The following is a 14,683-nucleotide window of genomic DNA, read 5'->3' on the forward strand; positions in this document are numbered from 1 at the left end:
GAGGGAGCGATTTTTTTATTTTATAAACTAGTTAACTTATTATTTTTAATATCGTTACTTGTGTATTGGCGCTATTGTTAACGCTAAACCAATCTCCCATTAAAAATAATTTAAAAATGTAAAACATTAGATTAAAGTTTAACGATTCAATTGAAGTTAAGCATGTCAATTGCTGGTATTAATTTCTATACCATTATATTTATAGGAGGCAGAACATGACAAAATTTATTTTTGTAACTGGTGGAGTAGTTTCTTCATTAGGTAAAGGTATTACAGCAGCATCTTTAGGAAGATTGTTAAAAGATAGAGGATTGAAGGTTACAATTCAAAAATTTGATCCTTATTTAAATGTTGACCCAGGTACAATGAGTCCGTATCAACATGGTGAAGTATTTGTAACTGATGACGGTGCTGAAACAGATTTAGATTTAGGACACTATGAAAGATTTATCGATATCAACTTAAATAAATATTCAAATGTTACAGCTGGTAAAGTATATTCTCACGTATTGAAAAAAGAACGCCGTGGTGATTATTTAGGTGGTACAGTCCAAGTTATTCCACATATCACAAATGAAATTAAAGAACGCTTATTATTAGCTGGCGAAAGTACCAATGCGGATGTAGTCATTACTGAGATTGGTGGAACGACTGGTGATATTGAATCATTACCATTTATTGAAGCAATTCGTCAGATTAGAAGTGATTTAGGTAGAGAAAATGTGATGTATGTACACTGTACATTACTACCGTATATTAAAGCTGCAGGCGAAATGAAAACAAAACCAACACAACACAGTGTTAAAGAATTACGTGGTTTAGGTATTCAACCAGATTTAATTGTTGTACGTACTGAGTATGAATTAACACAAGACTTAAAAGATAAAATTGCATTATTCTGTGACATTAATAAAGCAAGTGTTATCGAATGTCGTGATGCAGATTCTTTATATGAAATTCCTTTACAATTAAGTAAACAAAATATGGATGACATCGTAATTGATCGTTTAGAGTTAGATGCAAAATATGATACACAATTAGATGAATGGCAGTACTTGTTAGATACAGTGAATAACTTAGATGGCAAAGTAACTATTGGCTTAGTAGGTAAATATGTAAGCTTGCAAGATGCTTACTTATCAGTAGTTGAATCCTTGAAACATGCAGGTTATCCATTCAAGAAAGATGTAGAGGTAAAATGGATTGACTCAAGTGAAGTGACAGATGACAATGTTGCACAATATTTAGCTGATGTTGATGGTATCCTTGTACCAGGTGGTTTTGGGTTCCGTGCAAGTGAAGGAAAAATTTCAGCAATCAAATATGCTCGTGAAAATAATGTACCATACTTTGGTATCTGCTTAGGTATGCAATTAGCTACTGTAGAATTTGCAAGAAATGTTATCGGTTTAGAAGGTGCACATTCAGCAGAATTAGATCCAAATACACCTTATCCAATCATTGATTTACTTCCAGAACAAAAGGATATAGAAGATTTAGGTGGTACATTACGCTTAGGTTTATATCCTTGTACGATTAAAGAAGGTACATTAGCACATAAAATTTATGATGCACAAAATATTGAAGAACGTCATCGTCATCGTTATGAATTTAACAATGAATATAGAGAGCAATTAGAAGAAAATGGAATGGTCTTCTCTGGTACTAGTCCAGATGGTCGATTAGTCGAAATGGTAGAAATACCAGAAAATGATTTCTTTGTGGCTTGTCAGTTCCATCCTGAGTTTTTATCAAGACCTAACCGTCCACAACAAATTTTCAGAGCATTTGTTGAAGCTTCATTGAAACATCAAAATAACAAATAACTATAATATATAGTTGAATATCTTTTGACTGTCGACCGTGTATCGGTCGGCAGTTTTTTTATAAAAATGAAGTAAGAAATATAAAAAGGTTGGAACATGGAATTTGTCCCAACCAGAATAATGCGATTGATATTGAAGTATTGATTTAAATTCAACATAATTTATAAATCTAAATCATTTATCATTTCAACCATTTGTGTATAAATATCATAATAGATGTAATTAAAAGCGATAGGGTGAGGCGTGACAACTTTGTCATAGTCCTCTGTATAGACAATGGGTCTAGGCGTGCTTAAATTAACAAAGTGAAATAAATGATCAGAAAAATCTACATCCTTTGGCTTATTACAAATCAACACAAAGTCTACATCTGCAGCTATTAATGCATCTACATCCTTTGCGACTGTAGAAGTATAATTAGGAGCGAACAAGCATACTCTATCTGTTGTATCTAATTGATCGATAGATGATAAATCAGTTAAACGTTTGCTTGATTTCAATCGCTCTTCACTTTCTAAAATATATGACTCATAAAACTTTAAATCATCGTAGCCCTTTATATAGACATGACCTTCACCGCCAATTGCTTGAATCAAACATTGGCTAGCCATTTGTATATCAAGTTCTTGGGTTTCAATGCGATTAAAAATTCCGTTAAGTTGCGTATTCAATATTTTTGACATACAACGTACCTCCATTCTACTCATTTAACTATTGTAAATAAGCTTTTAAGATATTGCAATTTTATAAAAATAGGTGCAAAAATACGAAGTTTGCAGAAATTAAAAATAAAAGTTTAAATAAAAACGCTTACAATTGTATAGAATAATGCAAAAAGTTTATGGTTTTGATATAATTAGATTGTAAAAATATGTGCTTAAAGCACCAAGGAGGAACTTTCATGCCTTTAGTTTCAATGAAAGAAATGTTAATCGATGCAAAAGAAAACGGTTATGCGGTTGGTCAATACAACTTAAATAACTTAGAATTTACACAAGCTATTTTAGAAGCTTCTCAAGAAGAGAACGCACCTGTAATCTTAGGTGTTTCTGAAGGTGCTGCTCGTTACATGGGTGGTTTCTACACAGTCGTTAAAATGGTTGAAGGTTTAATGCACGATAAAGAAATCACTATTCCAGTAGCGATTCATTTAGACCACGGTTCAAGCTTTGAAAAATGTAAAGAAGCAATCGACGCTGGTTTCACATCAGTAATGATTGATGCTTCACATGACCCATTCGAAGAAAATGTTGCAACTACTGCTAAAGTAGTTGAGTATGCTCACGAACACGGTGTTTCTGTTGAAGCAGAATTAGGAACTGTTGGTGGACAAGAAGATGACGTTGTTGCTGAAGGTGTTATCTATGCAGATCCTAAAGAGTGTCAAGAACTAGTTGAAAGAACTGGTATTGATACACTTGCACCAGCATTAGGTTCAGTACACGGACCTTATAAAGGTGAACCAAAATTAGGATTTAAAGAAATGGAAGAAATCGGTGCTTCAACTGGTTTACCATTAGTATTACACGGTGGTACTGGTATCCCAACTAAAGATATCCAAAAAGCAATCCCATTTGGAACTGCTAAAATCAATGTAAATACTGAAAACCAAATTGCATCAGCACAAGCTGTTCGTGACGTATTAAACAATGATCAAGAAGTTTATGATCCACGTAAATATTTAGGTCCAGCTCGCGAAGCAATCAAAGCAACTGTAATCGGTAAAATTAAAGAATTTGGTACTTCAAACCGTGCTAAATAATTTTAATCGTAAAAATAACTATTATACTTCGGTATAATAGTTATTTTTTTTAACATCAAAATCAAATAAAACTAAAAATAAACAGTTAATGGAATTAAAATTTACATAAAATTTATAAGAAAAAACCTTTGTTTATGATTTGAGTTGTGAAACATTGGGAAATAAAAGGTATAACAATTAATTTTTACATACTGTATATGTACTTAATATCATTTTTAATAGGTTTTGTTAGATTAATGTATTTTGCAAACACTAATGTTTTCATAGTATAATGCTAATGATGTTAAGAAAAAGAACGATTGAAAGTATGGTAAAGGAGAACGGATAAATGGGTCAAGAAGTGATAAAAATTAGAGGTGGTCAAACACTTAAAGGTGAAGTAAATATCAATGGTGCAAAAAATAGTGCAGTTGCTATTATTCCGGCAGCTATATTGGCCGAAGATAATGTAACAATTAAAGGTTTGCCACAAATTTCAGATGTTGAAACATTGGTGAGCTTATTAGGTGATTTGAATATTAAAACAAATTTAACAGGTACGACACTCGAAGTGGATCCTGAAGAAATAATAAATGCCCCATTACCAAATCAAAAGGTAGAATCATTACGTGCTTCTTACTATATGATGGGAGCAATGCTTGGAAGATTTAATAAATGTGTTATCGGTTTACCAGGAGGATGTCCATTAGGACCAAGACCCATAGATCAACATATTAAAGGTTTTAAAGCTTTGGGTGCGACAATCGATGAATCTAGTGAAACTTCTATGAAAATTGAAGCGGATAAATTAGTCGGTGCCAATATCTTTTTAGATATCGTAAGTGTGGGCGCAACAATCAATATTATGCTCGCTGCAGTTCGTGCTGAGGGTCAAACTGTAATTGAAAATGCAGCAAAGGAACCAGAAGTAGTAGATGTTGCAAGATTCTTAATTAGCTTAGGTGCTGATATTAAAGGTGCAGGTACAAGTACATTAAAGATTAATGGTGTAAAACATTTACATGGCTCAGAACATCAAGTTATTCCTGATAGAATAGAAGCTGGCACTTATATGTGTATTGCAGCTGCTTGTGGTGAAGAAATAAAAATAAATAACATTATACCTACACACGTTGAACCATTGATCGTAAAATTAAAAGAATTAGGTTTAGATATTAATGTTGGTGAAGATCATACTCAGATTAAACGTGGAAACAAATATACTAGTGTTGATATTAAGACGCTTGTTTATCCAGGATTTGCAACAGATTTACAACAACCGATTACACCGTTGTTATTTATGGCTGATGGTGTATCATTTGTAACTGAGACGATTTATCCAGCACGCTTTAAGCATGTAGACGAATTGAAAAATATGGGTGCGGATATTGTAGCTGACAATGGTACTGCAACGATCAAACCATCTAAATTAAAAGGCGCTAAGGTTTATGCGAGTGATTTACGTGCGGGTGCAAGTCTAATTGTTGCCGGATTAATTGCTGAAGGTGTAACTACTATTTATAATGTGAAACATATTCATAGAGGTTATACAAATATTGTGAATACATTGAAATCACTTGGTGCAGACATTTGGACTGAAGAAGTTTAGGATTTGTGGTATAATAAATATACTAAATAATTGAAGCGCACTATCCTAACTTTAATCTTCAATTATAATATTAAGTGATATGAGGTGATGACCATGGAGGTTTGCCCTTATCTTGAAGAAACCTTTAAAATAGTAGGTAGAAGTTGGAATGGTTTAATCATTAATTATTTGTCTCGGTGTACTGAAAAATCAGCACATTTTTCAGATATGAAACGTGATTTGAAAACAATCACGCCACGTGCACTAAGCATTAAATTAACTGATTTAATGGAATGGGGGCTAGTTGAAAAGAATGTTGTTTCTACTAGCCCAGTCAATATCATATACCAACTTACAGATAAAGGTAATGCACTAGCGGCAGCATTAGTACCAATGGAAAAGTGGGCCCAAGAATATATTGAGCTCGAAAGTTAATGTATTGAAAAAAGTATTTAATAAATAAAATAGCATTCGACTTCTATTTAAACTGTAAACAACTATTGTGTTGTTTACAGTTTTTTATTTTATTGCAAATTCATACATACTCTCATGAACCTTCAATAATAGTTTGAAATTTGGTATTAAATAGCATAACACAGGGAATAAAAGAATGTGCACATATGCAAAGTGTAATTATAATCGAAAACGTTTTATTCATAAAATTATATATCTTTGTGAGCAGTTTAGTTTAATTTTAAAATATCTAGGTTAAAATATGATTAGTAATTTACTTAAGGAGTGAATAATTAATGAGAAATTTCACTAAACAATTTATCAATGGAGAATGGGTAGAAAGCGCTAGTGGAGAGACTTTAGAAGTAATCAATCCTGCAACTGAAGAGGTTGCTGGCACTGTAGCTAAAGGGAACAAAGAAGATGTGGATAAAGCAGTTGATGCAGCAGAAAGTGTATATTTAAAATTTAGACATACTTCTGTTAAAGAAAGACAACAATTATTAGATAATATCGTTAAAGAATATGAAAATAGAAAAGATGACATAGTTGATACTATCATCGATGAATTAGGTTCACCTGCATCAGTAGCGGAAAGTGTTCATTATCAAATGGGCTTAGATCATTTCACTGCAGCACGTGATGCATTAAATGACTTTGAATTTGAAGAACGACGTGGAGATAACTTGGTTGTAAAAGAAGCGATTGGCGTTGCAGGACTAGTAACACCATGGAACTTCCCAATGAATCAAACGTCATTAAAATTAGCAGCAGCATTTGCGGCAGGTAGCCCAGTGGTCCTTAAACCATCTGAAGAAACACCATTTGCGGCAGTTATTTTGGCTGAAATCTTTGAAAAAGCTGGCCTACCAAAAGGTGTGTTTAACTTGGTTAATGGTGACGGACAAGGTGTCGGACGTCCATTAAGTGCACATCCAAAAGTAAGAATGATGTCATTCACAGGTTCAGGTCCAACTGGATCAAGCATTATGAAAGAAGCGGCTGAAGATTTCAAAAAAGTATCACTTGAATTAGGTGGTAAATCACCATTTATCGTATTAGAAGATGCTGATATCAAAGAAGCTGCTAAAGCAGCAACGAATAAAGTTGTTCATAATACTGGTCAGGTTTGTGCTGCCGGTACAAGAACACTCGTACCAGCAAGTATTAAAGAGGAATTCCTAACTGCAGTTAAAGAAGAATTTAGCAATGTTAAGGTTGGAAATCCAAGAGAAGAAGGCACGCGTGTCGGACCAATTATCAGTAAAAAACAATTTGACCAAGTTCAATCTTATATCGATAAAGGCATTGCAGAAGGTGCTGAATTATTATTCGGTGGCCCTGGCAAACCTGAAGGCCTAGAGACTGGATATTTTGCAAGACCAACTATTTTCAATAATGTGAATAATGACATGGTTATTGCTCGTGAAGAGATATTTGGGCCGGTAATGTCAATTATTACGTATAATGATTTAGATGAAGCAATTGAAATTGCAAATGATACAGAATATGGCTTAGCAGGTTATGTATTTGGTACTGATAAGGACACATTATTAAAAGTTGCTCGTTCAGTTGAAGCGGGTACAATACAAATTAATGAAGCACCACGTCGTCCAGACCTACCATTTGGCGGTTATAAAAAATCTGGAATTGGTCGCGAATGGGGAGACTTCGGTATCGAAGAATTCTTAGAAGTTAAAGCTATCGCTGGTTACTTCAATTAATTTAAATAATATTATAATATGTCAATGTCTGAGACTTAAATTGAATCTTAGATGACCTTAATAGCGACAACTTCTATTGTGTAATGAAATAGAAGTTGTCGCTTTCTTTTTTTATTGAAGTAATGTATACGCATGGTGTGGTGGTTTTTAAGTTATGTAATCATTTTTAAATTTGAGAAAATGAAATACATTTTGTAATTAAAAAGAAAATTTGCTATAGTTAAAAAAGTAAATAGCGTAGTATTTATTACGTTGTTTAAAAACTTATTTATGAAATGGGTGCAAGATAATGCCTGAAAAAGAACGTACATCACCTCAGTATGAATCGTTCCACGAATTATACAAAAATTACACTACTAAAGATCTCACTCAAAAAGCAAAATCTCTTAAATTGATAAATTATAGTAAATTAAATAAAAAAGAATTGGTGCTTGCAATTATGGAAGCACAAATGGAAAAAGATGGAAACTATTATATGGAAGGTATCTTAGATGATATCCAACAAGATGGTTATGGTTTCCTTCGAACTGTAAATTATTCAAAAGGTGAAAAAGATATCTATATTTCAGCTAGTCAAATACGTCGTTTCGAAATTAAACGTGGCGATAAAGTGACTGGTAAAGTTAGAAAGCCTAAGGATAATGAAAAATACTATGGTTTATTACAAGTTGACTTTGTTAATGATGAGAATGCAGAGGAAGTAAAGAAACGACCGCATTTCCAAGCGTTGACACCTTTATATCCAGAAGAACGCATAATGTTAGAAACAACACAGCAAAATTATTCTACACGAATTATGGATTTGATCACGCCGATTGGACTTGGTCAACGTGGACTTATCGTTGCACCACCAAAAGCAGGTAAGACCTCATTACTAAAGGAAATTGCCAATGCGATTGCTACGAATAAACCAGAAGCAGAATTATTTGTCCTACTTGTTGGAGAAAGACCGGAAGAGGTTACAGATATTGAAAGATCTGTTGAAACTGCAGAAGTAGTTCATTCTACATTTGATGAACCGCCTCAACACCATGTAAAAGTAGCAGAATTATTATTAGAACGTGCAAAGAGACTCGTGGAAATTGGTAAGGACGTTATTATCTTAATGGATTCAATTACACGACTGGCACGTGCATACAACTTAGTAATCCCACCTAGTGGTCGAACATTATCAGGTGGTCTAGACCCAGCATCATTACACAAACCTAAAGCATTCTTTGGTGCGGCAAGAAATATTGAAGCTGGTGGAAGTATGACTATTTTAGCGACTGCTTTAGTTGATACTGGATCACGTATGGATGACATGATTTATGAGGAGTTTAAAGGTACGGGTAATATGGAATTACATCTTGATCGTAAACTTGCAGAACGTCGTGTATTCCCTGCTATTGATATTGGTAGAAGTTCAACACGTAAAGAAGAATTACTAATTTCACCAAAAGAATTAGAATCTTTATGGCAATTGCGTAATATGTTTACAGATTCACTCGATTTTACAGAACGTTTTGTACGTAAATTAAAACGTACAACTGATAATAAAGAATTCTTTGAACAGTTACAAAAAGCTGCAGAAGAAAGCACAAAGACAGGAAAGCCAATTATTTAATAGAAGAAACATATTTGTTTAAGCTGTAATGTTAGATTTAGGGTTGCGTTTTACATGTATAGCTATTATAATTACGTAGTATTGGGTAAAAAACTCACAAACAACTCTGTTCCGGATGGTTCAGGGCAAAGGAGCTGAAAGTAATGAGACAAAATATTCATCCTGAATACCACAAAGTTATCTTTTTAGATACAACTACAGATTTTAAATTCTTAAGTGGTTCAACAAAATCATCATCTGAAACAATGGTATGGGAAGATGGAAATGAATACCCAGTTATTCGTTTAGATATTTCATCTGACTCACATCCATTCTACACAGGTCGCCAAAAATTCGCTGCTGCGGATGGTCGTGTGGAACGTTTCAACAAGAAATTCGGATACAAATCAAGCAACGAATAATCGTTGGTTTAAGGCATTCTCATTTTATGAGGATGCTTTTTTCGTTTAAAATAGTCATATGCTATTAAATAGAAGTATATTGATGAATAAAGCTGATACATAAAATAGTAAATATCTTTCAAAAATTGCACATTTCAAATAAAAAAATATGATATAATGAGACGATTATGTTTTGAAAAAAGGTGGAACGAATCATGTATGAAACTTATCATTCCGGGTGGATTGAATGTATTACTGGAAGCATGTTTAGTGGTAAATCGGAAGAATTAATACGTCGGTTAAGACGTGGTCTTTATGCTAAACAAAAAGTAGTCGTATTTAAACCGGCTATCGATGACCGCTATCATAAAGATAAGATTGTTTCTCATAATGGTAATGCAATCGAAGCGATTAATATTTCGACTGCTGCTGAAATACTTAAACACGATTTATCAGATGTCGATGTTATTGGCATTGACGAAGTACAATTCTTTGAATCTAAAGTTGTAAATATAGTTGAGCAATTAGCAGAAAGAGGCCATAGAGTAATCACTGCAGGATTAGATATGGATTTTAGAGGGGAGCCTTTTGAACCAATACCGCATTTACTTGCAGTTAGCGAAGATGTAACGAAATTACAAGCAGTATGTGCTGTCTGTGGTTCTTCTTCTAGTCGTACCCAAAGATTGATTGATGGAAAACCAGCTAAGGTAGATGATCCAGTTATATTGGTGGGCGCAAACGAAAGTTATGAACCTAGATGTAGAGCGCATCATATTGTTGCACCTAGTGATAATGAGAAGGAGGAAATGTAGTGTTTGATCAATTAGATATTGTAGAAGAAAGATATGAACAATTAAATGAACTATTAAGTGATCCCGACGTTGTAAATGATCCTGATAACTTAAGAAAGTATTCAAAAGAGCAAGCAGATTTACAAAAAACTGTTGAAGTTTATCGCGAATATAAACAGGTTAAAGAGGATATTTCTGAAATCGAAGAAATGTTGAATGATACCAAAGATAAAGATGAAATCGAAATGCTAAAAGAAGAAAGCCAAGGTTTAGCGAGTCGTGTACCAGAATTAGAAGAATCATTGAAATTATTATTAATTCCAAAGGACCCTAATGATGACAAAAACGTAATTGTTGAAATTCGAGCGGCTGCAGGTGGCGATGAAGCTGCAATTTTTGCTGGTGACTTATTTAGAATGTATTCTAAATATGCGGAAGCACATAATTATAAGACAGATATAGTAGAAGCTGCTGAAAGTGATCATGGTGGTTACAAAGAAATTAGTTTCTCAGTTTCTGGAGCAGATGCTTATAGTAAATTGAAATTTGAAAATGGTGCACACCGAGTTCAACGTGTACCCGAAACTGAATCGGGTGGCCGTATTCACACTTCTACAGCAACAGTTGCAGTATTGCCAGAAGTAGAAGATGTTGAAATAAAGATAAGAAATGAAGATATTAAAGTCGATACGTATCGTTCAAGTGGTGCAGGTGGACAACACGTAAATACGACAGATTCTGCAGTTCGTATTACCCATTTACCAACGGGTATTATTGCAACATCTTCAGAGAAATCCCAAATTCAAAACCGTGAAAAGGCAATGAAAGTATTGAAAGCACGTTTATTTGATATGAAATTGCAAGAAGAACAACAAAAATACGCAGCGCAACGTAAATCGGCTGTTGGTTCAGGAGATCGTTCTGAACGTATTAGAACATATAATTATCCGCAGAGTCGTGTGACCGATCACCGTATTGGATTAACTTTACAAAAGTTAGATCAAATTATGGAAGGTAAGTTAGATGAAGTGATTGACGCACTAACAGTATCAGAACAAACTGAGAAATTGAAAGAATTAAATAATGGTGAGCTTTAAATCAGTACTTGATCGTGCGAAGTTAGAATGTAGCGAACAGAATATTGAAACGACGAGAGTAGAATGGTTAATGATGGATATGTTTCAATGGTCTAGAGCAGCGTTGATCGTACACTTGAATGATGAAATGACTACTGAACAATTACAACGGTTTGATATTGCCAAAGCGCGAATGTTGAAAGGTGAGCCTATTCAATATATTGTCGGCTATCAATCCTTTTATGGTGAAAATTTCAAAGTTAACCGTCATTGTCTGATTCCACGCCCAGAAACAGAAGAAGTTATGTTGCATTTTTCTCAAAGCCTCAAGCATGGCGATACGATCGTCGATATTGGTACAGGTAGTGGAAATATTCCAATCATGTTGAAGAAAATAGACACTTCATTGATTGTGTATGCGACAGATATTAGTGAAGAAGCACTGACAGTAGCTAAAGAAAACGCACAACAGCATCAAGTCGATATAGAATTTCTAAAGGGTGATGCATTGAAACCTTTAATTGCACAAGGCGTTAAAGTGAATGGTCTGATTTCGAATCCACCGTATATAGACCAAGCAGATGCAACATTTATGGAGGATACTGTTTTATCATATGAACCACATTCAGCACTATTTGCTAATGATCAAGGATATCGTGTTTATAATGATATTTTAGCTGATTTACCAAAAGTATTATTGCCTGGCGCGCAAGTTGTCTTTGAAATAGGTTATAACCAAGGACCAACGTTAAAAGATAAAATTCAAACAATGTATCCAGAGCTAATGGTATCGATTGTTCAAGATATTAACCATAATGATAGAATTATCAGTTTTAAATGGCATGACTAAGTTATGTATGTCTCATGTTTCACCATGAGCGTGCATAACTTTTTATTTTGCTTTAAAATTAAAAAAGTACAGGAAAGGATGTGTTTAAGTGGACACAAAAATATGGGACTTTAGTAATCAAAATGATATCAATAACAATGTAAATGTAGCTCATATCAACGAAATAGCTTCCATATATAATGAAGGTGGATTAATTGCTTTACCAACAGAAACTGTATATGGGTTGGGAGCAGACGCTAGAAATGATGAAGCAATAAAAAAAATTTATGAAGCAAAAGGAAGACCATCTGACAATCCGTTAATCGTACATATTTATGATATGGATCAAATGAAACAATTTACTACAAACTTAACGGAGAATGTAAAAATATTAATGAAACATTTTTGGCCTGGTCCAATTTCATTTATTCTTCCATTAAAGGAAGGCTATTTATGTGATAGAGTGAGTGGAGGTTTAGGTTCAATTGCCGTCAGAATGCCAAGTCATCCGGTTGGTCGAGCTATTCTTAAACAGGTCTATTTACCGATAGCTGCTCCAAGTGCTAATTTGAGTGGCAGACCATCACCCACAACATTTGACCATGTCTTCAATGATTTGAATGGTAGAATTGATGGGATCATCAAGGCCGAGCAAAGTGAAGAAGGATTGGAAAGTACAGTATTAGATTGTACACAGTATCCTTATAGAATTGCACGACCTGGCTCTGTAACTAAGCAAATGATTGAACAAATTTTGCCAGGAAGTATAGAAGATAAAGCATTGAACACTGAAAAGCCTATTGCACCAGGAATGAAATATAAGCATTATTCACCAGACACGCCTTTAACCATAGTTCGACATTTAGAACGTCAACCAAATACTGAAAAAGATTGGACTCGAACAGCCTTTATTTTACCGAAGGATCATGAAACATGTGTGCCTAATCAAGCAAAATTCATTCCATTATGTAATAATAAAAACGATATAAAGGGTGCAAATCACAATTTATATAAAATATTGCATGAATTGGATAAAAATGAAGATATTCAGAATGCATATATATATGGTTTTGACATAAATGATCAGACTACAGCAATCATGAATCGTATTATGAAAGCTGCAAATCAAACTATTGTTGAAGGTGAAACACTATGAAAGTAATCTTTGTATGTACTGGCAATACTTGTAGAAGTCCATTGGCTGAAGGTATAGCTAAACAGAAAATACCAAATATTGAATTCGCATCAAGAGGTATATACGCAATGGATGGACATCCTATTTCAAATAATTCACATCAAATTGGTTTAACTGAAAGTTTGGCAATGCCATCGCATTCGACAAAATTTGTTGCAAGTGATCTATCGGCAGATTTAATACTTACTATGTCTAATTCTCATAAATTGGCATTGTGTCAAATGTATAATAATACAGAAAATGTATTTACCATAAATGAGTATGTCGGGACAACTGGAGAAGTTTCAGACCCGTTTGGTGGCACAATAGAAGACTATAGAGAAATATTTAATGAATTAAATTGTTTAATTGACAGATTAAAAAATAAAATATTAAAGCAATAAATTTATGAAATTGGTATAAGTGAGTTACTAAATAAGTTATAATGATTACGTGTAGCAAATTTGCTATCAATCATTTTCGTATGTTTTTTTTATTAGGATTTGCATATTACTTTTTTTATTTAGTTAAAAGGGGTGGGAAAATGGAAAGTTTAAAGTTATTACTCGATGAATTAAAGTCAAATTCATTCTTTAAAGCAGATGAATTATGTATCATTGGCTGCTCTACGTCAGAAGTTATTGGAGAACGTATTGGTTCTGTAGGTTCAATGGACGTCGCCCGTGAAATATTCACGGCGCTGAAGGAAATTGAACGTGAGACAGGCGTATCATTTGTCTTCCAAGGTTGTGAACACATCAATCGAGCGGTCACAATCGAGCGTTCTCATTTTAACCCTTTAACAATGGAAGAAGTTACTGTAGTTCCAGATGTACATGCTGGTGGTAGTCTAGCCACATATGCATACCAGCATATGGAGGAGCCAATGGTCGTTGAACACATTACTGTGCCAAAAGGTATAGATATTGGTCAAACGTTAATAGGCATGCACATCAAGCATGTTGCAATTCCAGAACGTACAAGTGTAAAGCAAATTGGTGAAGCGGTTGTTACAATAGCTTCTTCAAGACCAAAAAAAATTGGTGGCGAAAGAGCAAAATATAACTAATACAGAAAAGAGGAATATATCCATGTCATTTATTCAAGAGCAAGATAAAGAAATCTATGAAGTGATTCAAAATGAGTTCAATCGTCAAAACAATAACATCGAACTTATCGCTTCAGAAAACTTTGTTTCAGAAGCTGTTATGGAAGCACAAGGTTCAGTATTAACTAACAAATATGCTGAAGGTTATCCAAACAGAAGATATTATGGCGGTTGTGAATATGTAGATGTATCAGAAACGTTAGCGATTGAACGCGCGAAACAAATCTTTGGTGCAGAACATGTAAACGTGCAACCTCACTCTGGTTCACAAGCCAATATGGCGGTTTATCTCGTAGCATTGGAGCACGGTGATACTGTATTAGGAATGAACTTAAGTCATGGTGGGCATTTAACACACGGTGCACCTGTTAACTTTAGTGGTCA

The 14,683-nt window shown here is 34.1% G+C and carries 14 protein-coding genes and 1 pseudogene; 14 read left to right on the forward strand and 1 reads right to left on the reverse strand.

Annotated elements, in window-relative coordinates:
- Positions 1-215: 215 nt before the first annotated feature.
- Positions 216-1,826: a CTP synthase gene (locus SH09_RS09910; RefSeq protein WP_042739488.1), complete on the forward strand. Its 1,611-nt coding sequence runs from the start codon at positions 216-218 to the stop codon at positions 1,824-1,826.
- A 161-nt stretch (positions 1,827-1,987) separates the two neighbouring features.
- Here the strand turns inward: SH09_RS09910 and SH09_RS09915 are convergent, their stop codons facing one another.
- Positions 1,988-2,509, reverse strand: a complete 522-nt coding sequence (locus tag SH09_RS09915; protein ID WP_042739489.1) for a DUF2529 family protein — start codon at positions 2,507-2,509, stop codon at positions 1,988-1,990.
- 218 nt (positions 2,510-2,727) lie between these two features.
- Between SH09_RS09915 and fdaB the strand changes: the two genes are divergently transcribed.
- The 13 genes and pseudogenes from fdaB to SH09_RS09980 form a co-directional block, all read left to right on the forward strand.
- Positions 2,728-3,588: a class IIb fructose-bisphosphate aldolase FdaB gene (fdaB, locus tag SH09_RS09920; protein WP_042739490.1), complete on the forward strand. Its 861-nt coding sequence runs from the start codon at positions 2,728-2,730 to the stop codon at positions 3,586-3,588.
- 328 nt (positions 3,589-3,916) lie between these two features.
- Positions 3,917-5,176, forward strand: a complete 1,260-nt coding sequence (locus SH09_RS09925; RefSeq protein WP_042739491.1) for a UDP-N-acetylglucosamine 1-carboxyvinyltransferase — start codon at positions 3,917-3,919, stop codon at positions 5,174-5,176.
- A gap of 93 nt (positions 5,177-5,269) precedes the next feature.
- On the forward strand, positions 5,270-5,590 hold the full coding sequence (locus SH09_RS09930; RefSeq protein ID WP_042739492.1) for a winged helix-turn-helix transcriptional regulator: 321 nt from the start codon (positions 5,270-5,272) through the stop codon (positions 5,588-5,590).
- A 314-nt stretch (positions 5,591-5,904) separates the two neighbouring features.
- The gene (locus SH09_RS09935) at positions 5,905-7,332 is read left to right on the forward strand and encodes an aldehyde dehydrogenase family protein (protein WP_042739493.1); all 1,428 of its coding nucleotides are present in this window, start codon (positions 5,905-5,907) and stop codon (positions 7,330-7,332) included.
- Positions 7,333-7,621: 289 nt separating this feature from the next.
- Positions 7,622-8,938, forward strand: a complete 1,317-nt coding sequence (rho, locus tag SH09_RS09940; RefSeq protein WP_042739494.1) for a transcription termination factor Rho — start codon at positions 7,622-7,624, stop codon at positions 8,936-8,938.
- A 143-nt stretch (positions 8,939-9,081) separates the two neighbouring features.
- A complete protein-coding gene (locus SH09_RS09945) occupies positions 9,082-9,339 on the forward strand; it encodes a type B 50S ribosomal protein L31 (protein WP_042739495.1) in 258 nt (85 codons plus the stop codon).
- A 194-nt stretch (positions 9,340-9,533) separates the two neighbouring features.
- Entirely contained in the window at positions 9,534-10,133 is a 600-nt protein-coding gene (locus tag SH09_RS09950) for a thymidine kinase (RefSeq protein WP_042739496.1), read from the forward strand.
- On the forward strand, positions 10,133-11,209 hold the full coding sequence (prfA, locus tag SH09_RS09955) for a peptide chain release factor 1 (protein ID WP_042739497.1): 1,077 nt from the start codon (positions 10,133-10,135) through the stop codon (positions 11,207-11,209). The genes SH09_RS09950 and prfA overlap by 1 nt, the downstream gene beginning before the upstream one ends.
- On the forward strand, positions 11,196-12,038 hold the full coding sequence (gene prmC / locus SH09_RS09960; RefSeq protein ID WP_042739498.1) for a peptide chain release factor N(5)-glutamine methyltransferase: 843 nt from the start codon (positions 11,196-11,198) through the stop codon (positions 12,036-12,038). The genes prfA and prmC overlap by 14 nt, the downstream gene beginning before the upstream one ends.
- Before the next feature lie 88 nt (positions 12,039-12,126).
- Entirely contained in the window at positions 12,127-13,173 is a 1,047-nt protein-coding gene (locus SH09_RS09965; protein WP_042739499.1) for an L-threonylcarbamoyladenylate synthase, read from the forward strand.
- The gene (locus tag SH09_RS09970) at positions 13,170-13,595 is read left to right on the forward strand and encodes a low molecular weight protein arginine phosphatase (RefSeq protein WP_042739500.1); all 426 of its coding nucleotides are present in this window, start codon (positions 13,170-13,172) and stop codon (positions 13,593-13,595) included. The genes SH09_RS09965 and SH09_RS09970 overlap by 4 nt, the downstream gene beginning before the upstream one ends.
- Before the next feature lie 140 nt (positions 13,596-13,735).
- Entirely contained in the window at positions 13,736-14,260 is a 525-nt protein-coding gene (locus SH09_RS09975) for a TIGR01440 family protein (protein WP_042739501.1), read from the forward strand.
- Positions 14,261-14,282: 22 nt separating this feature from the next.
- Positions 14,283-14,683, forward strand: a pseudogene (locus SH09_RS09980) (serine hydroxymethyltransferase); the annotation flags it as partial.

Origin of the sequence: Staphylococcus gallinarum, from assembly GCF_000875895.1 — a bacterium.
GTDB classification, from domain to species: Bacteria; Bacillota; Bacilli; order Staphylococcales; family Staphylococcaceae; genus Staphylococcus; species Staphylococcus gallinarum.